Genomic DNA, 21,045 nt, shown 5'->3' on the forward strand with positions numbered 1-21,045 from the left:
CTTAAACACAGTACTCACCAGATGTTGCTGTAATAAAGAGCGAACCCAATAACCGTTGCAATAACGGGCTGTTTCGCTGCTGGAAAAATAAACAGAAGTCTATTGTCGCATTTTTTTTGCTTAAAATGACACTCTGCTAAGTGATATACCAAGAAAGTCATCTTCAGATTAGCTTTAAACACAGGGTTTGCAGTATTATTGGCACCCTCATTTTTTCTGCTATTTTTTAACGGTGCCGCTTAATTATATCTTTTGTTGCCTGTTTAAATAGTAGAACAAGTTCCGGTTTCCGATTTTTTTAAAGAGGCTTCTTTTCGTCATGCTTAAATTGCGTGGAGCGCCCGCCCTATCTGCCTTCCGAACCCGCAAGCTACTGTCTGCTCTTCAGGAGTCAGTACCCGCAGTTCTGAATGTACACGCCGAGTTCATGCATTTTGCAGAGCTGACCGCAGATCTGACTGCCGAGCAGCAAACGGTTCTTGACCGTATTCTGCGTTACGGCCCGCAAGCAGAAGAGCTGGAGCCTTCCGGCACGCTGTTTCTGGTTGTGCCCCGCCCGGGAACCATTTCACCATGGTCTTCCAAGGCGACTGATATTGCCCATAACTGCGGTCTGGCATTGATCAGCCGTATTGAACGCGGTATTGCCTACTATATCCAGGCAGAAAATTTATCAGAAACGGATCTGGCGATCGTTAAAGGCCTGTTGCATGATCGTATGACTCAGGCGGTGCTGACTGATCTGGATCAGGCTACAAGCTTATTTAGCCATGAAGAACCCCGTCCGCTGACCTCTGTGGATATTCTGGGGCGTGGCCGTCCAGCTCTGGAAGAGGCTAACCAATCACTGGGTTTGGCTCTGGCAGACGATGAGATCGACTATTTGGTGCAAAGTTTCATCGATCTTGGCCGTAATCCGAATGATATCGAGCTGATGATGTTTGCTCAGGCTAACTCTGAGCATTGCCGCCATAAAATCTTCAATGCTGATTGGAGCATTGATGGTGAAGTGCAGGAAAAATCCCTGTTCGGCATGATCAAAAATACCTTCGAGCAAAGCCCTGAAGGTGTGCTGTCTGCATACAAAGATAACGCATCTGTGATTGTTGGCCACGAGGCCAACCGCTTCTTCCCGAATCCTGACACGAAAGAATACGGCAAAAATAAAGAGCCGGTTCACCTGTTGATGAAGGTAGAAACTCACAACCACCCTACCGCGATTGCACCTTTCCCTGGTGCGGCTACTGGTTCCGGTGGTGAGATTCGTGATGAAGGTGCAACGGGCCGTGGCTCTAAGCCAAAAGCAGGTTTGACGGGCTTTACGGTTTCCAATTTGAGTATCCCTGAATTCAATCAGCCCTGGGAAGGTCATTATGGTAAACCTGCGCGTATCGTTTCTGCGCTGGATATTATGATCGAAGGCCCATTGGGTGGTGCGGCATTTAACAATGAATTTGGTCGCCCCAACCTGAACGGTTACTTCCGTACTTTTGAGCAGGAAGCTGTTGGTGTAAACGGTACAGAGATGTGGGGTTACCACAAGCCGATTATGCTGGCGGGCGGTATGGGTAATATCCGTGCTGACCACGTTGAGAAAGGCGACATTATTGTCGGTGCTAAGCTGATCGTTCTGGGTGGCCCTGCCATGCTGATCGGTCTGGGAGGCGGCGCGGCGTCTTCTATGGCGACTGGTGCCAGCTCTGAGGATCTGGATTTCGCTTCTGTACAGCGTGAGAACCCGGAGATGGAGCGCCGCTGTCAGGAAGTGATCGACCAATGCTGGCAGCTGGGAGACAAGAACCCAATCAGCTTTATCCATGATGTTGGCGCAGGCGGCTTATCTAACGCCCTGCCTGAGCTGGTTAAAGATGGCGAGCGTGGTGGTCAGTTTGATCTGCGCAAAGTACTGAACGATGAGCCGGGTATGAGCCCGCTAGAAATTTGGTGTAACGAGTCTCAGGAACGCTATGTGATGGCGGTTTCCCCTGAGAATCTGGAAGCGTTTGAGGCGATCTGTGCCCGTGAGCGCTGCCCATTTGCGGTTGTCGGTGAAGCCACTGAAGAGATGCACCTGACGGTTCAGGACACCGTGTTCAGCAATGAGCCGGTTGACCTGCCGATGAGTGTGCTGTTCGGTAAGCCACCTAAGATGCACCGTGAATTTAACCGCGTAAATCCTGAGCTGCCTGAGCTTAAGCTGGAAGGCGTTGAGCTGAAAGAGGCCGCTAAGCGCGTTCTGCAGTTGCCGACGGTTGCCAGCAAAAACTTCCTGATCACCATTGGTGATCGCTCTATTACCGGTATGGTTGCCCGTGACCAGATGGTAGGCCCTTGGCAGGTGCCGGTTGCCGATGTTGCGGTAACCACCACCACTCAGGATGCCACCACTGGTGAAGCGATGGCTATGGGCGAGCGTACTCCGCTGGCGCTGATCAACCCTGCGGCTTCTGGTCGTATGGCGGTTGGTGAAACCATTACTAACCTGGCTGCAGCTCAGATCAACAAGATGGGCGACATCAAACTGTCGGCTAACTGGATGTCTGCGGCAAGCCACAATGGCGAAAATCAGGCGCTGTTCGACACCGTAAAAGCGGTGGGTATGGAGTTGGCTCCTGAGCTGGATATCGCGATCCCGGTAGGCAAGGACTCTATGTCCATGCGTACCGTTTGGGACGATAACGGTGAAGAGAAGGCGGTAACGTCTCCGCTGTCTCTGGTGATTACCGGCTTTGCACCTGTGGGTGATGCCCGTAAGACCCTGACGCCAGAACTGCGTACCGACAAAGGTGATACTGATCTGCTGCTGATCGATCTGGGTCGTGGTCAGAACCGTCTGGGTGGTTCTGCACTAGCGCAGGTGTTCAATCAGGTGGGTAACGAAGCACCGGATCTGGATGATGCAGAAGACCTGAAAGCGATGTTCGCGGTGATTCAGGGTCTGAATCAGGATGGCAAGCTACTGGCTTACCATGACCGTTCTGACGGAGGCCTGTTCGCAACGCTGGCTGAGATGTCTTTTGCCGGTCATACGGGTCTGAATATCAAGCTGGATCTGATTGCAGACAGTAATAATGATCAGGATGTACTGGCTGCATTGTTTAACGAAGAACTGGGCGCTGTGGTTCAGATCTCCCGTGATGATTCCGAGGAAGTGCTGGCTCAGTTCCAAGCAGCGGGTCTGGGTGACTGCGTAGCGGTTATCGGCGAGCTGAACGACGAAGACTGGGTACGTTTCACTTATGACGGCGAAGCGGTTCTGGAAAATGCCCGTGTAAACTATCAGCGTAAGTGGAGCGAAACCAGTTACCGTATTCAGGCGCTGCGTGACAACGCAGATTGCGCACTGGAAGAGTTTGAAGGCCTGCTGGACTCTACCAATCCGGGTCTGCACGCTGAGCTGACTTACAACGTGAATGAAGACGTTGCTGCTCCTCTGATTGCTTCCGGCAACCGTCCGAAAGTGGCTATCGTGCGTGAGCAGGGGGTTAACGGTCAGATCGAAATGGCAGCTGCCTTCGACCGAGCCGGTTTCGCAGCCGTTGATGTACACATGAGTGACATTCTGGAAGGTCGTGTCACTCTGGATCAGTTCCGTGGGTTAGTCGCCTGTGGCGGCTTCTCCTATGGTGATGTTCTGGGTGCCGGTGAAGGCTGGGCGAAGAGTATTCTGTTCAACGCTACCGCCCGTGAGCAGTTCAAAAACTTCTTCCATCGCGAAGATACCTTCGCGCTGGGAGTATGTAACGGCTGTCAGATGCTGTCTAACCTGCACGAACTGATTCCGGGTGCCGAGCACTGGCCACACTTTGTGCGCAACCAGTCTGAGCAGTTTGAGGCCCGTGTTTGCATGGTTGAAGTACAGGATAGCCCGTCTGTCTTCCTGCAGGGTATGGCGGGTTCCCGTATGCCGATTGCTGTGGCTCATGGTGAAGGCCATGCTGAATTCACCAGTGAAGCTCACTTGGATGCACTGTTGGAAAGCGGTAACTTGGCGCTACGCTATGTGGATAACTACGGCAAAGTGACAGAAACCTATCCGGCGAACCCGAACGGTTCTCCGGCGGGTGTTACCGGCGTGACCTCTATCGACGGTCGTGTCACCATCATGATGCCGCACCCGGAGCGAGTTTACCGCACGGTAACCAATTCCTGGGCTCCGGATGACTGGAGTGAGGATGGCGCCTGGATGCGTATGTTCCGTAATGCACGAGTGTGGGCTGGTTAATACCTGACCCACTCGACACAAAAAAGGCAGCCTCGGCTGCCTTTTTTGCGTTTAGGATGCTGCGATCTGCAGGATTTTGTCTTTGTATTGTTTGATTGATTTATCCCAGCCTGAGGTGCCTCTTTTATTTGGGCTATCTGCTATATCTATTTCAAAACCTCTTTTCAGTCTATGCTGAGGCGGTTCATTTTTGTTTCTCAGCCCATCAGTTTTAACTTTTAGCGTATCAAGATAATCGCGGTGTAACTGGTAAATTTCAGGGTGTAGCTTTTGGACGTTCTCGCCAAGAAGGCTATCAATTATCTCTAATTCTATTTCGCTGTTTTGGAAATTCTCCCACGCGAGTTCGATAGACTTGATTTGGTTTTCAAGCTTAATAAGATTTTGTTCATCCTGCGCATTATTAATAGGTGGAAGTACATAGCCGTGTACAGGATCGTTTTTAATTGGTAAATCCCACGCAGACGTTGTGATAGCCATAATCATTGCGCGATCCCAAAGCTCAAAAGTCTTTTTGTAGCCAGTGATGGCATTAACCTTTGGTATATAGGATGTTTGTTTCTTCCACGTAATTGCTGCCCAAGCGGCTATTAGTGCTGTTGTTAACGATCCTGTGCCGCCTATAACATCATTAAATGTATCGGCAGAAAATGAGATGTCGCTGACCATTCCGATGGTCATGCCAAGAAAGAATGTGAAAGTAGCTATAACAACCGTAAGTGTGCTTGTTTGCATATATTGAGTGTCTCTGAATATTGTGAGTTTGTTTCAGACTATTATCAGAGGGCTAGTCAAGGTTTTACAGGCTAAAAAATTTAGAATTGCTGAAGCCCCATTTTATGCGGCTTCGAGGGTCTTAAGTGAGTGGTAAGGGATCATTGCCAAGTTCGTTATTCTCTAAAACAAAGATTTCTGTAGCTGCTCCGATGCGTCCGGCGACTAACTAAATAAAGCCGTGTATGACATCAGTTGATTGATGTTAACTTGGTTTTTCAGAAAGCCTCGGCTGCCTTTTTTGCATTTTGGGTATTGATCGCAGGTGTTCTGCGATCAATTTATTCCCATCTGCCTAATCAGAGCTTGAAGTGATCAACAGTTTTGGCCAGTTCTTTAGATATCTTCGAGAGCTCACTGCTGGCATCAGCTGTTTGTAGCGCCCCTTCAACGGTTTGATCGGACAATTGAGTAACCGCTGTAATATTGAGACTGATCTCCTCAGCAACAGAAGACTGTTGGCTAACGGCGGTCACAACCTGAGTATTCATTTCATTGATTTGCCGGATACTTTCAACAATCGTATCCAAGGCTGCTCCGGTTTTCTCAGACTGCTCTACTGTGTTTAGCGCCTTATCACGACTGGTGAGCATAGCCTCAACAGCATGATTGATATCAGACTGCAGCTGGTTAATCATATCCTGAATGGTCTGAGCCGAGTCCTGGCTCCGTTGAGCCAGGTTCCTGACTTCATCGGCAACAACAGCAAACCCTCGGCCTGATTCACCAGCTCTGGCTGCTTCGATTGCAGCATTCAAAGCCAGTAGGTTGGTTTGCTCAGAGATTGTCTGAATAACCTCTGTCACGGAACCGATATTAGTACTGCTGGCTTCAAGGGATTGTATGATTTCGACAGATTTTTCAACGTTTTCAGCAAGATCATTAATGGCTTCCAGAGTTCTTTGTACCGTTTCTTTGCCCTGGGCGGCGTAATCCATGCCTGTTGATGCGGCCTGAGCTGAAGATTCTGAGTGGTTAACGACATCATGAATACTGGCCGCCATTTCTGTAGCAGCCGCTGCGATCTGTTCAATACGGCTTTGCTGTTCGTTGACAACAGCATGGGTCTGCTGAGCAACCGCAGATGCTGATTGTGCCGTATCCTGTAACTGGTTACCGGTATGGGTGATTGATGCAATGATGGTTCTGAGCTGCTCTGCCATATGGCTAACAGATTGAAGAATGCCGGTGCTGTTTTCTTGGTGCTTAACTTTCAGGTCGCCAGAGGCAATCTGACGGGTGATCGCCGCGATATCTCTTGGTTCGCCGCCAATAGGCTGCTTGATTACTCTCAACATGACGATTGTAAATACAATACCTGCGATCACAACAATTGCTGAGACAAACAGAATTAGGTCTGTCAGGTTTTCAATATCCTGCTGTAGTTTTGGGCCGACCTGTTCTTGGTCTTTTAATATATCTTGCTTAATTTGATCGGTTTTTACTGTGATGTCTGCTGATAGCGGGATAATGGTTTCTTGGGTAATTTGAGTCACTTGGCTGGCAGAGTTATAAACCTTTTCAAAGGCCGCTAAAAAAGCTTGATGATGGGTTTCAAAGTGGGCCAATAGCTCATCTTCTTCGCCACCTAGCGCATTTTTTAATAGCGTCAATGCGTTAGGCATAATCTCATCAAGTTCTTTCACTGCCCGGTCATAATGCTCTTTTTTACGTGAGATCAGATAACGGTTAGCGTAGAGACGCCCCAATAGCAGGTGCTCCTGCACGCTGGCAGCATAAAAAATAGTATCACCAATACCACTCAGGTAAGCATTCTCGATCAGGGTTGTCATCGTCTTACGGATTTCAAAACCCGCTGGGTATAGTTGTTGTTCTGTGATGCTATCAATAAGACCAATCTGGACTTTAACCTGATCAAAAGCTTGCTGGAAATGTGCGATCTGGACTTCGATATCTTTAATCAGTTTCAGCCTTTTAGAATCTTTAAACTGAGATTTTGCCGTCAGAATAAGCTCGGAAACCTCTTTTTCCTGTTTCTGGTAATGCTCCAGTGTGCCCTGTTCCTGATGTATCAGGTAGCTTTGTACATCGGCACCTTGCATCAGCATGCTGCTTTGCAGGTGGCTGGCGATATTGGTGTCGGCTACAAAACCACGATACTGTTGAACCCCATGCGAGCTTTCACTCAGGCCTTTATAAGAAAACAGGGTTAAGACGACGCTGAACAAAATCAGCACACCAAAACCGATAGCAAGCTGCTGGGCTAACCGAAGCTGAGTGAACATAGGGCATCCTTTAAACATTAAATTAAGATCACAGTGGGCATAGTGTGATAGTGAAGTATCTGAAGGCATTATTTTTGTCTGATTAAAGCTAAGCCTCAGTTTTGCCAAGTGCACAAAGACTCATTACTAAGTGCTTTATTCAATGTACACCATACGAAAAAAAAACTTTGACAGATGCAGTCAATCACACAAGCAGATCATATGCATCTAAATAATATGTTTTCTTCCAAAAGCTCGTTGCCCTGACTGATTATGGGCCATACTGAAAGAATCCGTCATGGGCAGGGCTCTGCTCTATCGGTTGAAATAATTGTGCAAAATTTTTTGCATCCACCTGAACTGATGCTGCGTAAGTATTATTGAGTACGTTAAAACGAACTTAAAAAATCAAGATAAAAATACGATTAATAAAACATTTTTTAGTGTATACAACCCGAGGTAACAACGATGACTAAATCTAAACTGGCAATGGCTTCTGTAATGTCCGGTATTATTGCCCTGAGTGCAGTAACGGCAACACCTGCGCTGGCGGCAGGTAAAGAGAAATGTTATGGCGTTGCAAAAGCGGGTCATAATGACTGCGCAACCAAAAACAGTTCTTGTGCTGGTACGTCTAAAACAGATTTCCAAGGCGATGCATTTATTGCGGTACCTAAGGGTATGTGCTCTAAACTTGCCGGTGGTAGTCTGACGTCTAAAGGTTAAGCCTGATTGGTGTAACTGGCCTATATCAGGAGCCCTCTGTGGTTAGCAGTTCACTGCGCTAACGGGTTCCTGAGCCTCTTTCATTTGTTCTCCAGAAATTCGCTATTCACTTTCTAAGAAACATTTTTATTCACTTTGAAAAATAAGAGATGGAGTGCTCACCATGGATGCTATGAAGGGCTTTTCTGTGCCTACGGCGAGTATTGGTATGGGGCTGCGGGCACCGCACTATAATGACCTGCTGTCAGAGCTGCCGAATGTTTCCTGGTTGGAAGTTCACAGTGAAAACTATCTGGATGAGCAAGGTGTCCAGCGTCATATTTTACGTCAGGTCGCAGAACATTACCCATTAAGCCTCCACGGTGTCGGGCTATCTCTTGGCTCAGGGGATGCCTTAGATTCTAAGCACCTTTTAGCCTTGAAATCCTTAGTCGATGAGTTTCAACCGACACTGCTATCTGAGCATTTGAGCTGGAGTGCGGTATCAGGCCGATACTTTAACGACCTTTTACCGATTCCTTATACCCGTGAAAGCCTTGAACAATTTTGCCGCCAGGTAAACGTGGCTCAACAGGCACTTGGGCGTCAGATCTTGATTGAGAATCCTACTGCCTATCTGAATTTTAAAGCGTCTGTTTTTACGGAATGGGATTTTTTAAACCAGATTGTTGGGCAAACAGGCTGTGGACTTCTTCTCGATCTGAATAATATCTATGTTAACGCTGTGAACCACGGCTTCGACAGCCTCGATTATTTGAACAATATTGACCTTGATGCGGTGGGTGAGCTGCACCTGGCTGGCTTTTCAGTCAATGACTATGAGCAGGGCCGTATTCTGATTGATACCCATGGGAACCGTGTTAGCGACGAGGTATGGCAATTGTTTGCACAGGTTAGGCATAAGCTGGGCTGCCAGGCTCCCGCTCTGGTGGAATGGGATACAGATATACCGGAAATGTCCGTTTTGCTGGATGAGGTTGGTAAAGCCGAGAGTATTCAGCAGCTTGGTGCAGATTCGGCTTTAACATCAAAATCTGGCTATGAGTATGGTGTTAGTCATGACGGATTTTAACTCTTCTTCCGGCCCCGCTTCTGAGTTGGTAATGGCCCCTGAGCTTTACCATTTACAGCAGGCGTTTGCTCAGGCGCTGATATCACCTGCATCGTCTGTGGATCACTCTAAGCTCTATCAAGGCATTCAGGAGACGCATTTTGATGCGGACCAACTGTTGCAAATCTACCGGAATAACTTTGTTCTAAGTCTGACAGAGGCTTTGGAAGTGACTTTCCCGGTGCTTCAGGTGATGGTTGGTGACGAATTTTTTGCCCAGCTAGCCAAAGCATTTATCCGTACCGTGCCGATGTCAAACGCTGCTGTGGCCCAGTTTGGCGAGGCTCTGCCGGACTTTATGCTTGATCTGGAGCAGCTGAAGGAGATGCCTTATCTCGCTGACTTAGCGCGCTTCGAGTGGGCTTATTCCGTGCGTATTAATCGTATTCCCACGACAGAGCCCTTTCCCTATCAGGGATTGTCTGAGGTCAGCGAAGATGATTATGAGCGGATTCACTTTGCGGTTAACCCCAATATCACGCTTTTTCAATCCTCGTGGGCGATTATTGAACTGTTTCGCCGCCTAAAAAACTGGCTTGAACGGCAGGCCGAGATTGAGAAAGGGGATGCTGAGAAATGTGATTCAGTTGCATCTGATGAAGATAACCCCTTGGCGGGATTTCAACTGGATCAGCCCCAGAAGGGCTATATTGCAACCTCTGGTTTAGCAGAAGTGCTCTATCAGGAGCTAGACGACGGCGCATTTTGTCTGCTGGAGCATTGTCAGGCGGGCAGCCTATTTAGCCAGTTTGAGTACGATGCTGCTGATCTCCTTCTACAGGATGCTATCCGTACGGGGCTAATCACCAGATTTGACGTTCTGAAAAAAACCACAGAGTAGAGGAATCGAAGAATGACATCACTTGCCTTATGGTATGACCGTTTTTTTAGCGGATTCGAGAAGCTCGCCAGTCCACTGCTGTTGTTGTTCGTTAGACTATGGGCAGCCAAAGCTTTTTTGCAATCTGGATTAGTTAAAATCCAAAGCTGGGATAGTACTCTGTATCTGTTTGAAGAAGAGTACCAAGTTCCTCTACTACCCTGGGAGCTGGCGGCTTATCTTGGAACGGCAGCAGAGTTGATTCTGCCTCCGCTTTTAATTCTGGGGTTGATGAGTCGTGGTGTGGCCTCTGCACTCTTTGTCTTTAATATTATGGCTGTGGTTTCCTATCCTGTTCTGTGGAGCCAAGGGTTCTACGATCATCAGTTATGGGGTCTGATGTTCCTGATAACAGCCGTTTTCGGACCTGGGCTTCTATCGGCAGACCACCTATTGAAGAAGATATTTACTCAGGCAAATAGAAGTATCTGATCATATGGCTGCCGGGTGCTTTTCTGCTCGGATACATCTTACCTTGCCCCTTTTTCCGCCGATGTTTAAAGGCCGGTTTTGAAGAGAAATATTTAAAACCGGTCTTTAAAAAATCTTTTAAAACAGGCTGTTAGAATAAGGAATCTTGCAACGCTTCCTGAGTTTCCGGCCATGGGGTAAACAGAGCACTGTCCGGTACAGGCTTATTCAGTTGCTCGGCAAAGTAGGCGGCTACTTCGGGCGCATGAGTATTACTGGGTGTGTGCAGAAACATATAAGGTGTACGGCCCTCCTGTATCCATTGAGCAATTTTGACAACCCATGGTTCCAGATAATGCAGGGTGCTTTGTGTGGACCAAACCATAAAGTGAAAAATCGGATAACGAAAAATCAATGGGTTACGTCACTTTTTAAACCATAAGATGAAATACAATTTAACCCATAAGTTGAAAAAATTTTAATAACCGTTCTGATGTGAACAGTCCAAGAAATTCTCGGGTTTTCATTCGTCAACTGCCTATTCGGCAGATAATGTAGCGCTCACATGTAGAGGTAGGTTGGGCTTATTACCAACTGCCTATTCGGCAGAGCTGCACTTTAACAGCACATCTGAGTTAAGCCATCATTTTGAGTGCCCTGACGATCTAAAGATCGATAGCAATATTTGGATGTTTCGATTGTATGATCTTTCGTAGTGTTTCTGTTGGTTCCGCTGGCTTAGCCTGAATAAGCTCCATCAAGCGATCCCACTCCCGTTCATTTAGGTAAATTGCTTCTGAGCTATGAGGAACTGGTTCGTCTGAATTGCCTGCTTTTGAATCTGAAATTGGGTTGCTCACCATTTCCTCCTTACGCCGTTGAAGAGCATCCTATTACTATGCTCAAAATTAGGATAATTAATTCTAAAATTTACCAACTGCCTATGCGGCAGATCACGATGCCTGCTTTGATGGTTGTGGACTAAACCATAAAGTGAAAAACTGGGTTACGTAAAATCAATGGGGTACATCGTTTTTTAAACCAAAAGCTAAAATCCGATTTAACCCATAAGTTGAGAAGTTTTAATGGATTGTGCTGATGTGAGAAAGCCCGAGAAAGTCTCGGGCTTTTTACTGCCTATTCGGCAGAAGTCCTGTAACAGGGACGGTAAAGTCCAGAGTGTAATTACCAACTGCCTATTCGGCAAGCTTTCAAGCTGCCTTTAACATACTATTATGCAGCTGATATCAAAATTAGAGATCAAATCTATACGCTGGAGCAACCATGGGCAATTTAAAAATACCGTATGGAGTGAATACGTCTGGCGAATTCACTTCTGCATATTCAGCAGAAAAAGGCTCGGTCTACTTTTGCCCATGCTGCGGTGAAAGACTTATTTACCGCGATGGAGATGTTCGGGCAAAACACTTTGCACACCCAGCGTCATCAAATTGCAGTTTCGAGTCAGTATTACATATAACAGCCAAAGAACTGATTAGGTCTATTATTGAAAATAATGCTGATGGTCGCCAGGAGATCAACCTTGAAAATCATTGCCAAAATTGCGGTGTATTGTTTTCGTCTAAGCTACCAATAAATACATTTTCATCAGCTGGATTAGAGGTGAAGGTTGGTGATTACATTTGTGATGTAGTTGGGTATCGGAATGGCTCAATCGGATTGGCTATAGAGATTTTAAATACTCATGCTGTAGACGCTATAAAAGCACGTAATCTCCAAGTCTATTGGGTAGAGCTGAAAGCAGAGGATGTACTTAACAATCCAGAGAATTGGATTCCTCTACAGTCAAATCTAAAGAAATCCTACTGCCCGGACTGTAAGAATCATTTAAAGCATGTGCGTCAAGTTGCAGATAAGTATGGCATCGACAGGTCTCTTTATTCCCCAATAAAAAATCCAGCTAAAGCAAATTATTTAGCTGACATTGAGACTTGCTTCAGATGTGGGCATGAGATCCCAGTGTTTTGGTGGCGGGGCGTTCCCTTCTGTGAAGTTAAGCCACCAAGCCCGATGCCAAAAACAATTCAATACAGGTACTCGAAGCGGTACGGTGGCTCATATTGGGCAAATACCTGTGCAAATTGCAATATGATCCAAGGCGACAATTTTCTCTATATAAACAATGATGCTCCATTCAAAGGGTTACCACTTTCAAGGGTTGGCCGATCAGGGCAGGACGATCTAAGTTTGGTATCGGATCAATTGTCTGTATCGGAGGCGATTCAAGTATTAACGCGTAATATCTAATAGTCGTGTTAGATCATAGTGTTGAAGCTGGCCTATGTCACCTTATGGTTAATTTTTCACCTTATGGTTTATTTTTTTCACTTTATGGTTAAATTCACAACTTTGCCAGTCTTTCGCCGTGATAAAACGCACCATAGGGTTTTTTCCGGTGGCAATCACATGCAGAGGGAGGTTGGGCTTGGCTTTTAATGCTTCCAGGGTATCTTCATCATCTGCCGGGTTCTTAAACAAAGCCCGGGTATCAAACTGAACACGGTTGATGCTGTATTCCATCAAAAGAGCGTTTAGTTGGCGTTCCACCCCATCTTTATTGAAAAAGCCTCGGTGACGCACTTCTAAACTGAAATTTATGCTACTGGGAAGACTGCGGATAAATGATTCAAGCAGCGGTAGCCGTTCTGGCCCGAAAGTTTCCGGTAGTTGCAGAAAGATCATACCCAGTTTTTCTTTAAGCAGGGTAAAGCGATTAAGGGTCGCCGTCAGCTCTTCTTCGGATACCTGCAGCAAGCGGTCATGGGTAATACTGCGTGGCAGTTTAAAGCAGAACCGAAAATGCTCCGGTGTTTGCTGATACCAGTCTTGCACTGTCTGTGCATCCGGTAGACCGTAAAAGCTGGTATTGCCTTCCACAGAGGAAAAGTAACTGCTGTAACGACTGAGAGCAGGTCGTTGAGTGCCACCTATCAAAGGTCCCTGCGTCCAGTGTTTATGGTTCCACTGAGAAAGCCCGATATAGCAGATCTTGTGCAAAAGAATGCGCTCCATAAAGACTGGTTTTGACATGGATCAAAGGATAAAACAATCAGTTATATAATTGGTGTTTTAAACGGAACTTTATTTTTCGTATATGTTCGATAGCCCGTGCTGAGGTAAATAAAATTATTTTATCCAAACCTTCTTTCCGGAGAAAAGGTTTGGCAGGCAAGGGGCTGCTGAATGGAACAATACTTCAAAGACTTTCAAATCTCGTTTATACATGCATTGCGTAATCTCTTTCCTATTGTTGCTGTTGTCGTTTTTTTTCAGTTTCTGATTCTTCAGCAGATGCCGAATGATGCGATGGGAATGCTGATTGGGTTGTTAATTGTGGCCTTTGGAGTAGCATTATTTTTACAAGGACTAGAGTTAAGTATTTTTCCGGTAGGTAAGAGCCTTTCAAATCAATTTGCAGAGCGTGGCTCAGCCCCCCTTCTGGTCTGTTTCGGCTTTGCTATAGGTTTTTCTGCTGTTATTGCTGAACCGGCGTTGATTGCAGTAGCCCAGCAGGCTCAGGATATCAGCGAGGGAAGAATTGATGCCTTTACACTGCGGGTACTGGTTGCTACATCGGTGGGCTTTGTAACTGGGTTAGGTGTTTTTCGGATTATTGCAGGCATTCCTCTGCACTGGATTATTGTTCCTGGATATATCCTGGTTGTTGTTGCAACTTACTTTGCTCCTGAAGAGATTGTCGGCCTAGCATATGATTCCGGAGGTGTGACAACAAACATTGTTACGGTTCCTCTTATTGCGGCTATGGGGATAGGCTTAGCTGCATCTATTCGTGGGCGCAACCCTCTTCGGGACGGCTTTGGTTTGGTAGCTTTGGCTGTAATGGTGCCAATGATCAGTGTTCAGTTGTATGGCATTGTTGTTTACTCATCATCAGCGGATACTTTGAGTATCGCTTCTGAAGCAGTTACTTCTGAGCACTCTGCGCCTCCTCATTTTTTGCTTAAGATTTTTTTCGATCTTGCATCAATGTTACGTGATGTCTTGCCTATTATTCTGACCATCCTTTTTTTCCAGTACCTTGTTCTACGCCGGCCTTTATCTAATCCAGCCAGAATAGTTTTTGGTTTTTCCCTGGTTATTGTCGGTTTGTATGCATTTGTTATCGGTCTGAAAATGGGATTGTTTCCGATAGGAAATAATATGGCGGAGCAACTTATTCATTTAGATCGCGTATTTTTTATTTATTTATTCGCTTTTATGATAGGTTTTGCGACAACGATGGCTGAACCTGCATTGTTAGCTATCGGAAAACAAGCGGAAGAAGCGGCGGCTGGGCAGATTAATGGTAATACAATTCGCTACCTTGTAGCTTTGGGGGTCGCTATCGGAATAACGATAGGCGTGCATAGAATCATTAGTGGTGGTTCCATGCATTATTATGTAATGACAGGCTATATTCTGGTTGTCTTCCTGACCCTGTTAGCTCCTAAATTCATTGTTTCTTTAGCGTATGATCTCGGGGGGGTCACAACCTCTGAGGTGACGGTACCTTTGGTGACAGCCCTAGGGATTGGGCTGGCATCAAATATTGAGGGTCGCAATGTGCTGATCGATGGTTTTGGACTTATCGCTTTTGCATCTATATTCCCTATTATTTCAGTCATGATTTACGCGATTGTTTCAGATGTAATCGCAAAATATCACAAGGTGAACCTATGAAATTTTCTGTGCTCGTCGCGATTATTCCTCAGGACTTGGAGCAAAAAGCTATTGATACAGCCCGTGACCTTGGTGCGGGCGGTATTACGGTTCTGAATGGACGCGGTATAAGTAATGAGGTCAAAAAAACCTTTTTTGGTCTCAGTTATGATGGCAGTCAGAGTGTTCTTATTATGGTGCTTGAGAAGCGCCTGTCCCTGAACATTATGAAGGCGTTGCAGAAATTGGTTATTACTCCGGATGAAGGTTCAAAAGGTCTTGTATTCACAACACCTTTGGAGCATCTGGGGGGGATTGATCATTCTCAGTTTGAGAGATTTGAATCCCACTTAAAAGAGAAAATTTAATAAAGCAAGGTGTATTAATAAAATAGCTGATATAAGGTTTTCAAGGATTTCAGGAGTAATGTAATGCAAATCGTAAAAGATGTTATGGTGACAAATGTTGTAAGCATTAGCCCTTTTGCTAGGCTGCGTGATGCCTTGGCGTTGATGAAACAGCATAGAATTAAATCACTTGTTGTTGAACGTAACTCACCTCATGATGCCTGGGGGATTATTACATACTCAAATATACTTAAGACTGTATTTGCTGAAGAAGGCGATATTGATCTTCTGAATGTATACGATGTATGTGTTAAGCCTGTAATCACGGTTGGAGAAGACCTGGCTGTTAAGCATGTTGCTACGTTAATGACAAAGTCTGACGTTAAGCGTTTACTTGTACTGTCAAATAATGAACTGATAGGCATTATTACGATGAATGACATTATGGAAACACTGCTGGAGCAGATTGAATAGATATATTGCTCCGGATTTTGAAATAAATGCTCGCTCTGTAAAGCGTTGCAAAACTTTAAAAACAGGTTAAGGATGTCATGAAACAATTTAAAAATATTTTATGCCTGCTGCAGACCGGCTATTCAGAGAAAACAGTATGCAGAGTATTAAAAATTGCAGAGCAGGCTAGCTTATCTCTGACTTTAATGGTTTCTGTTCCTGTTGGAAAAGAAAAAGGAGCTGATGTTTCTGAAACAGAGCAGGTTGCGCAGATACGAAAACAGCTGTGTGAGATCTCTTTTAAAGAAGCTCAGGGCGATGCTTTAGAGCAGCTACCTATCAATATCTCCCGAGGGAAGTTGGTCAGTGATGCTATTGAGTTGGTTAGCAGCCAGAGTTTTGATCTTGTAATAAAAGAAGCTGAAGATAAAGATTGGCTTGATCAGCTACTTGGCGATGATGATACACAGCTGTTACGAAAATGCCCCTGCCCTGTCTGGCTTCTGAAGCCTGATACACCTATGCCTTTGAAATCTATTATGGTCGCACTGGACTTTGATCATACTGAGTGCGGCAATAACACCATATTTAATCAGATGTTAGCAGAACTAGGTGTTTATTTTGCCAGTCAGGACTTGGCTGCGCTGCACTTTGTGACAGTGTACGAGTCTGTTAAAGCCGATGTTCTGAGTGTTTGGTCTGATGAACCTGATCAGTTCCGGCGTGCTATGGAGAATGAAGAGTTTAGGCATAAATCTGCTGCTCTGACTGACTTAGAAGCTGAGTTAAAAAAGAAATTTGGCGGTGATGTTTATCAGTATATATCTCCCACCGGGCATGTTGTTCAGGGCGTTGCGGCTGAGAAATTAGCAGGTATGGTTAACTTACTGAATGTAGACCTTCTGATCATGGGTACAGTAGCGAGAACAGGAATAAAAGGTGTTGTAATTGGCAACACTGCTGAAAGTTTACTGAGCTCCGTCAAGTGCTCAGTATTAACGGTTAAGCCCGACTCCCTGGCAATACCTGGTTCTGCCAGTTAATCATATCTTATCGATAATATGAGCTCCGCACTTTGGGCAGTGTAATTGATGTCCAAGTTCCAGCTTTTTATTGTGAATGATCTGGTTGAGGTCTTCTTCAGAAATCCCGTACTTTTTACTCAGGCGGGCGAGCATGCTTTTATCGTTCCTGCTCAGTTCGCCATCTTCCAGAGCGTTAATGACCTCCGCTGTCATTGCGGATTTCCGGTCCTGCAGCTCTTCAGAGAACCGTGCTGCCAGCATACCTGCAGGCAGGGCAACTGTGCCGACACCCAGCAGCATAATCAGAATAGCAAGAACTTTGCCACCGGCTGTAACCGGCGTGATATCGCCGTAACCCACCGTCGTCATGGTGACAACCGCCCACCAAATGGCATCCAGTACACTCTTGAAGGCCTCTGGCTGCGCCTTGTGCTCTAATGCAAACATTACACAAGCAGCAAGTACGACCAACACTAAAACAGCAAAAACAGCAGATGCCAGAGATGCCAGTTCTGAAGCTACAACCTTAATAAAAATATCCATGCTGCGGATATAATGAGAGAGCTTCAGGAGTCGCAGTAGCCGTAGCAGCCGGAGATATCGTAGATCTATATTGATAAAAAGCGATAGATAAAAAGGCAGAATAACAAGCAGGTCAATTAGTGCGATTGGAGAGAAGATGTAACGTAATTTCCCCTTGATACCGGGTCCGTATTTGGGGTTTTCAGCACTGATCCAGACTCGAATCAGATATTCTATAGTGAATACTAGGACTGAGAAAACCTCAAGAATCTGGAAGTAAGGTGAGTACTGTTTCCCAATCTCAGGTATGGTCTCCAGAATAACACCGGTAACGTTCAGAACGATAAGAATGATAATAAAGCCATTGATGAGCTTTCCGGTGATACTGAACGCCTGTTCTCCATCAAGCAGTTGAAAATAGCGATGACGAAGTGTGTTTAGGGGCATGGATTTTCTCATTAATCTGAATGCGTTAGTTTGATTGTAAAGGAAAATTGAAGAGGATAGTCAGATGACTGCTAATAAAATTCCAGGAGTGTCGGCCTCTGAAGTGGCTATCCAAGAAGAGATGCCTGTGCTTGAAACGGAACGCCTTATTTTAAGAGCCTTCCGGCAGCCAGACTTTTCTGCGTATCACGGCATGGTGAGTGATACGGATGTTGTGCGTTATGTCGGTCAGGGCGTGTCGCTGAATACTGAGCAGGCCTGGCAGAGCATGGCGTATCTGATGGGACATTGGTGGCTGAAAGGTTTTGGCCTATGGGCGGTTGAAGAAAAAAGCTCTGGCCGGGTGGTGGGTCGTGTTGGCTTGTATCAACCGGAGGGTTGGCCTGGCATGGAGTTGGGCTGGATGATCGCCAAAGAGCATTGGCGTAAGGGTTTTGCCTTTGAGGCGGCTCAGGCAGCTCTGGCATACCAGAGAACGCATTTTCCTCAGGAGCCACTGATCAGCTTGATACATAGCGAGAATAAGCCGTCTATTAAATTAGCACAGAAGCTGGGAGCGAGTTTTTCGCTGGGGCGTGAAATGGGAAATATTCAGGTACTGGAATTCAGTTATCCTGACCATGCTTAATTCACTATTTGAAGGGGTGAGCTATGAAGCTATCTCAGTCAAAAGAAATTGCGCAGGATGTTGTTAGCACACCATTGTCAGCATTTTCAGCTGAGGCATTGAAGCCACTTCACTCTACGTTGGAGCATTGGCGGATACAGTTTAATCAGCTAGTGGCGAGCCTTCCGCCAGAGCAAAAAACAGCAACGCCGGAGCGTGCCCGTCAGGCGTTGGCAGGAATTACCACACGCTTTGTGCCAAAAGGCCCGGGCTTGCTGCGTGTCGAAAATTTGGTATTAACGCTTAGCTGTGTTTCGGAGCATAACGTGCCAGAGTTGCCGTTGCGCCTTTATCAGTCGGTTGAGTCACCGGAAGCGCTGATGCTCTTCATCCATGGCGGCGGACATATGGCGGGCAGTGTTGACGTTTACGACCCTATCTGCCGAAGGCTGGCTCAGGAGAGTGGTCAGGCAGTGTTAGCCATGGACTATCCTCTGGCCCCTGAAAACCCTTGGCCAGCGGGTATTCAAAGTGTTGCCGAACTGATGAGGCTTTTACCGCAGGTACTTGAGACCTTTCAACTACCATCAGATATCAGGGTAATGATGATGGGGGACTCTGGCGGCGCTGCTATGGCCGCGACCCTTTGTTTGCAGCAACCGAAAACGCTGCCCGGTTATCCAGAAGCCCTGGTTTTACTGTATCCAAGTCTTGATTATCGTATGCAGGCAGGTTCGATTCAGCAGTTTTCTGAAGGGTACTTCCTGACTGAAGAGCGGATACGTTGGTATTTTGATCAGTACCTGCAGGGCAAGGCGGATCCGCTTTCGGTCTCGCCGTTAGCAATGCCGGTGCCATCACATTTCCCTAGAACCTTACTGATGAGTGCGGGCTACGATCCACTGAGGGATGAGGCCGGACTTTTCTTCGAAAAGCTGGCCAATGCAGGGGCTGACGTCGAAGGTGTTTGTTACGAGCAAATGCTGCACGCTTTTCTGAATCTGGAGTCGCTGGTGCCGGATGTTTGTCAGGAAGTTTATAACGCAATCAGCCGCTTTTTGGCGGCTGGGCAGATGAAAGGCTTAAGGCGAATTAAGAACTAGGAATGGTTCTTTTTCTTTTTATCTTTTGGGGTCTCTTTGCAGCGGACTTTCTGCACAAAGTTGCCACCTATTTCCAGTGTTTCTAAGCGATAAGGGCCAAAGCTCATACATACTGGTGCTTCAGGAATCGCTTCCAGATGCTCTATAATCAGCCCATTCAGTGTCTTAGGGCCGTCAACAGGCAGAGCCCAATCCAGTGTCTTGTTGATATCCCGGATACTGGCAGCGCCTTCCACTTCAAAGTTGCCATTACCATCTGGTTTGATCTCATCATTATGGCCGCTCATCGGTGAGGTAAAGTCACCCACAATCTCTTCCAAGATATCTTCCAGTGTGACAATGCCGAGTACATCGCCATATTCGTCCACCACAATACCGATACGACGCTTCAGGCGCTGGAAGTTCAGCAGCTGTGTCTGCAGTGGCGTTGTTTCCGGAATAAAGTAGGGCTCACGGGCTTCTGCCAGAAGATCTTCTTTAGTTGGCATCTGTCGGGCCATAAAGCGTGATGCGTTACGCATATGCAGAATACCCAACACGTTATTAATGTCACCTTTATACAGAATCAGGCGAGTGTGCTGGCAGTTCTGCAGCTGCTCAATAATAGACTCTACCGGATCATCGAGATTGATACCCTGAATATCATGACGGGGGATCATAATATCATCAACGGTCATCGACTCCAGATCCAAGATACTCAGCAGCATGGTTTTGTGTCGGCGGGGTATCATTGCGCCTGCTTCAAGTACTACTGTGCGAAGCTCTTCTGGCGTTAACTGATCATTACTGCTGTCATTCTGATTAACTCCCATCACCTTAAGAAGGCCGTTGGTAATGGCATTTACCAGAAATACCAGAGGGTACATGACTTTAAGAAGGGGGGTCAGCAGCAGGGATGCAGGGTAAGCGATTTTTTCGGGGTGCATAGCGGCTAACGTCTTAGGAGTAACCTCAGCAAAGATCAGAATAACTAAGGTCAGTAGCGCTGTGGCAATAGCAATGCCCGCGTCACCATACAGGCGGACAGCAATAACGGTAGCAATGGCAGATGCAAGAATATTGACGAAGTTGTTGCCGATCAGAATAACGCCAATCAGGCGATCAGGGCGCTCCAGCAGACGGCTTACCCGCAACGCTCCTTTGTCGCGATTTTTTGCTTTGTGGCTCAACCGATAGCGGTTAAGTGACATCATGCCGGTTTCGGAGCTGGAGAAAAAGCCGGAACAGACAATCAGAAAGGCTAAAAGTCCAAATAAAATGCCAAGGGGGGTGTCGTTCAAGAGATCAGGTATCCTGCAAAAATGAAAAACTGACGATTTAACAGCCGCTGCATGACAGCGATGTGACCTCCTCAGGCCAGTGTTCCGTTAATTCGCCGCTGGACAGCGCCAATAGGTGACGCTTTTATTATTTTTACTGCGAATAAAACCCGCAGATTCTACTTTTAAATTTTCGGCCGGCTGACGTCAAGGTGAGCAGGCTGAAAAGCAGAAGATTAGTTATTGTAAT

General features: G+C 46.3%; 19 protein-coding genes. 12 read left to right on the plus strand and 7 right to left on the minus strand.

The window, feature by feature from the left end:
* Positions 1–319 precede the first annotated feature (319 nt).
* Positions 320–4,225 carry a phosphoribosylformylglycinamidine synthase gene (gene purL / locus ACN0R8_RS09655; RefSeq protein ID WP_417596874.1) on the plus strand — a complete coding sequence of 1,302 codons (3,906 nt, stop codon included), beginning with the start codon at positions 320–322 and terminating at the stop codon, positions 4,223–4,225.
* Between the two features lie 51 nt (positions 4,226–4,276).
* Here purL and ACN0R8_RS09660 read toward each other — a convergent pair whose 3' ends face one another.
* A complete protein-coding gene (locus ACN0R8_RS09660; protein ID WP_417596875.1) occupies positions 4,277–4,960 on the minus strand; it encodes a hypothetical protein in 684 nt (227 codons plus the stop codon).
* A gap of 338 nt (positions 4,961–5,298) precedes the next feature.
* Positions 5,299–7,245 carry a methyl-accepting chemotaxis protein gene (locus tag ACN0R8_RS09665; protein WP_417596876.1) on the minus strand — a complete coding sequence of 649 codons (1,947 nt, stop codon included), beginning with the start codon at positions 7,243–7,245 and terminating at the stop codon, positions 5,299–5,301.
* Positions 7,246–7,692: 447 nt separating this feature from the next.
* On the opposite strand from ACN0R8_RS09665, the gene ACN0R8_RS09670 reads away from it, so the two are divergent.
* The 4 genes from ACN0R8_RS09670 to ACN0R8_RS09685 all read left to right on the plus strand — a co-directional run bounded on the left by ACN0R8_RS09670 (position 7,693) and on the right by ACN0R8_RS09685 (position 10,373).
* A complete protein-coding gene (locus ACN0R8_RS09670; protein WP_417596877.1) occupies positions 7,693–7,950 on the plus strand; it encodes a DUF2282 domain-containing protein in 258 nt (85 codons plus the stop codon).
* A 163-nt stretch (positions 7,951–8,113) separates the two neighbouring features.
* The gene (locus tag ACN0R8_RS09675) at positions 8,114–9,022 is read left to right on the plus strand and encodes a DUF692 domain-containing protein (protein ID WP_417596878.1); all 909 of its coding nucleotides are present in this window, start codon (positions 8,114–8,116) and stop codon (positions 9,020–9,022) included.
* Complete coding sequence (locus ACN0R8_RS09680; protein ID WP_417596879.1) at positions 9,009–9,902, plus strand: DNA-binding domain-containing protein; 894 nt, start codon at positions 9,009–9,011, stop codon at positions 9,900–9,902. The genes ACN0R8_RS09675 and ACN0R8_RS09680 overlap by 14 nt, the downstream gene beginning before the upstream one ends.
* Before the next feature lie 12 nt (positions 9,903–9,914).
* On the plus strand, positions 9,915–10,373 hold the full coding sequence (locus tag ACN0R8_RS09685; RefSeq protein ID WP_417596880.1) for a DoxX family protein: 459 nt from the start codon (positions 9,915–9,917) through the stop codon (positions 10,371–10,373).
* Between the two features lie 130 nt (positions 10,374–10,503).
* Here the strand turns inward: ACN0R8_RS09685 and ACN0R8_RS09690 are convergent, their stop codons facing one another.
* Both ACN0R8_RS09690 and ACN0R8_RS09695 read right to left on the minus strand, forming a co-directional pair.
* Positions 10,504–10,737, minus strand: coding sequence for a DUF72 domain-containing protein (locus tag ACN0R8_RS09690; protein WP_417596881.1), 234 nt, complete (start codon positions 10,735–10,737; stop codon positions 10,504–10,506).
* A 280-nt stretch (positions 10,738–11,017) separates the two neighbouring features.
* Positions 11,018–11,212 carry a hypothetical protein gene (locus tag ACN0R8_RS09695; RefSeq protein WP_417596882.1) on the minus strand — a complete coding sequence of 65 codons (195 nt, stop codon included), beginning with the start codon at positions 11,210–11,212 and terminating at the stop codon, positions 11,018–11,020.
* 424 nt (positions 11,213–11,636) lie between these two features.
* Here ACN0R8_RS09695 and ACN0R8_RS09700 point away from each other — a divergent pair, with 424 nt between their 5' ends.
* Positions 11,637–12,620, plus strand: coding sequence for a competence protein CoiA family protein (locus tag ACN0R8_RS09700; protein ID WP_417596883.1), 984 nt, complete (start codon positions 11,637–11,639; stop codon positions 12,618–12,620).
* A 48-nt stretch (positions 12,621–12,668) separates the two neighbouring features.
* On the opposite strand, the gene ACN0R8_RS09705 is transcribed toward ACN0R8_RS09700, so the two are convergent.
* Entirely contained in the window at positions 12,669–13,370 is a 702-nt protein-coding gene (locus ACN0R8_RS09705) for a DUF72 domain-containing protein (RefSeq protein WP_417596884.1), read from the minus strand.
* Positions 13,371–13,556: 186 nt separating this feature from the next.
* On the opposite strand from ACN0R8_RS09705, the gene ACN0R8_RS09710 reads away from it, so the two are divergent.
* The 4 genes from ACN0R8_RS09710 to ACN0R8_RS09725 all read left to right on the plus strand — a co-directional run bounded on the left by ACN0R8_RS09710 (position 13,557) and on the right by ACN0R8_RS09725 (position 16,875).
* Positions 13,557–15,053 (plus strand): DUF1538 domain-containing protein, encoded by a 1,497-nt coding sequence (locus ACN0R8_RS09710; protein ID WP_417596885.1) that lies wholly within the window; start codon positions 13,557–13,559, stop codon positions 15,051–15,053.
* Positions 15,050–15,400: a transcriptional regulator gene (locus ACN0R8_RS09715; protein ID WP_417596886.1), complete on the plus strand. Its 351-nt coding sequence runs from the start codon at positions 15,050–15,052 to the stop codon at positions 15,398–15,400. The genes ACN0R8_RS09710 and ACN0R8_RS09715 overlap by 4 nt, the downstream gene beginning before the upstream one ends.
* A 63-nt stretch (positions 15,401–15,463) precedes the next feature.
* Positions 15,464–15,853, plus strand: coding sequence for a CBS domain-containing protein (locus ACN0R8_RS09720; protein WP_077243232.1), 390 nt, complete (start codon positions 15,464–15,466; stop codon positions 15,851–15,853).
* A gap of 77 nt (positions 15,854–15,930) precedes the next feature.
* On the plus strand, positions 15,931–16,875 hold the full coding sequence (locus ACN0R8_RS09725; RefSeq protein WP_417596887.1) for a universal stress protein: 945 nt from the start codon (positions 15,931–15,933) through the stop codon (positions 16,873–16,875).
* Here the strand turns inward: ACN0R8_RS09725 and ACN0R8_RS09730 are convergent, their stop codons facing one another.
* A complete protein-coding gene (locus tag ACN0R8_RS09730) occupies positions 16,876–17,826 on the minus strand; it encodes a potassium channel family protein (RefSeq protein WP_417596888.1) in 951 nt (316 codons plus the stop codon).
* A gap of 64 nt (positions 17,827–17,890) precedes the next feature.
* Here ACN0R8_RS09730 and ACN0R8_RS09735 point away from each other — a divergent pair, with 64 nt between their 5' ends.
* A complete protein-coding gene (locus ACN0R8_RS09735; RefSeq protein ID WP_417596889.1) occupies positions 17,891–18,454 on the plus strand; it encodes a GNAT family N-acetyltransferase in 564 nt (187 codons plus the stop codon).
* Positions 18,455–18,477: 23 nt separating this feature from the next.
* Positions 18,478–19,536, plus strand: a complete 1,059-nt coding sequence (locus ACN0R8_RS09740; protein WP_417596890.1) for an alpha/beta hydrolase — start codon at positions 18,478–18,480, stop codon at positions 19,534–19,536.
* Here the strand turns inward: ACN0R8_RS09740 and ACN0R8_RS09745 are convergent.
* Complete coding sequence (locus ACN0R8_RS09745) at positions 19,533–20,816, minus strand: HlyC/CorC family transporter (protein ID WP_417596891.1); 1,284 nt, start codon at positions 20,814–20,816, stop codon at positions 19,533–19,535. The two genes, ACN0R8_RS09740 and ACN0R8_RS09745, sit on opposite strands and share 4 nt — an antisense overlap.
* Positions 20,817–21,045: the final 229 nt, after the last annotated feature.

The sequence above is a fragment of the Oceanospirillum sp. genome (assembly GCF_048265165.1).
Classification (GTDB): domain Bacteria; phylum Pseudomonadota; class Gammaproteobacteria; order Pseudomonadales; family Halomonadaceae; genus Oceanospirillum.

What these genes read in the sequence shown, in the direction of transcription:
- purL (WP_417596874.1), top strand. Translation starts at nt 320, where the DNA reads ATGCTTAAATTGCGTGGAGCGCCCGCCCTATCTGCCTTCCGAACCCGC.
- ACN0R8_RS09720 (WP_077243232.1), top strand. Translation starts at nt 15,464, where the DNA reads ATGCAAATCGTAAAAGATGTTATGGTGACAAATGTTGTAAGCATTAGC.
- ACN0R8_RS09730 (WP_417596888.1), bottom strand. Translation starts at nt 17,826, where the DNA reads ATGCCCCTAAACACACTTCGTCATCGCTATTTTCAACTGCTTGATGGA.
- ACN0R8_RS09685 (WP_417596880.1), top strand. Translation starts at nt 9,915, where the DNA reads ATGACATCACTTGCCTTATGGTATGACCGTTTTTTTAGCGGATTCGAG.
- ACN0R8_RS09715 (WP_417596886.1), top strand. Translation starts at nt 15,050, where the DNA reads ATGAAATTTTCTGTGCTCGTCGCGATTATTCCTCAGGACTTGGAGCAA.
- ACN0R8_RS09660 (WP_417596875.1), bottom strand. Translation starts at nt 4,960, where the DNA reads ATGCAAACAAGCACACTTACGGTTGTTATAGCTACTTTCACATTCTTT.
- ACN0R8_RS09740 (WP_417596890.1), top strand. Translation starts at nt 18,478, where the DNA reads ATGAAGCTATCTCAGTCAAAAGAAATTGCGCAGGATGTTGTTAGCACA.
- ACN0R8_RS09725 (WP_417596887.1), top strand. Translation starts at nt 15,931, where the DNA reads ATGAAACAATTTAAAAATATTTTATGCCTGCTGCAGACCGGCTATTCA.
- ACN0R8_RS09670 (WP_417596877.1), top strand. Translation starts at nt 7,693, where the DNA reads ATGACTAAATCTAAACTGGCAATGGCTTCTGTAATGTCCGGTATTATT.
- ACN0R8_RS09735 (WP_417596889.1), top strand. Translation starts at nt 17,891, where the DNA reads ATGACTGCTAATAAAATTCCAGGAGTGTCGGCCTCTGAAGTGGCTATC.
- ACN0R8_RS09665 (WP_417596876.1), bottom strand. Translation starts at nt 7,245, where the DNA reads ATGTTCACTCAGCTTCGGTTAGCCCAGCAGCTTGCTATCGGTTTTGGT.
- ACN0R8_RS09700 (WP_417596883.1), top strand. Translation starts at nt 11,637, where the DNA reads ATGGGCAATTTAAAAATACCGTATGGAGTGAATACGTCTGGCGAATTC.
- ACN0R8_RS09680 (WP_417596879.1), top strand. Translation starts at nt 9,009, where the DNA reads ATGACGGATTTTAACTCTTCTTCCGGCCCCGCTTCTGAGTTGGTAATG.
- ACN0R8_RS09710 (WP_417596885.1), top strand. Translation starts at nt 13,557, where the DNA reads ATGGAACAATACTTCAAAGACTTTCAAATCTCGTTTATACATGCATTG.
- ACN0R8_RS09690 (WP_417596881.1), bottom strand. Translation starts at nt 10,737, where the DNA reads ATGGTTTGGTCCACACAAAGCACCCTGCATTATCTGGAACCATGGGTT.
- ACN0R8_RS09675 (WP_417596878.1), top strand. Translation starts at nt 8,114, where the DNA reads ATGGATGCTATGAAGGGCTTTTCTGTGCCTACGGCGAGTATTGGTATG.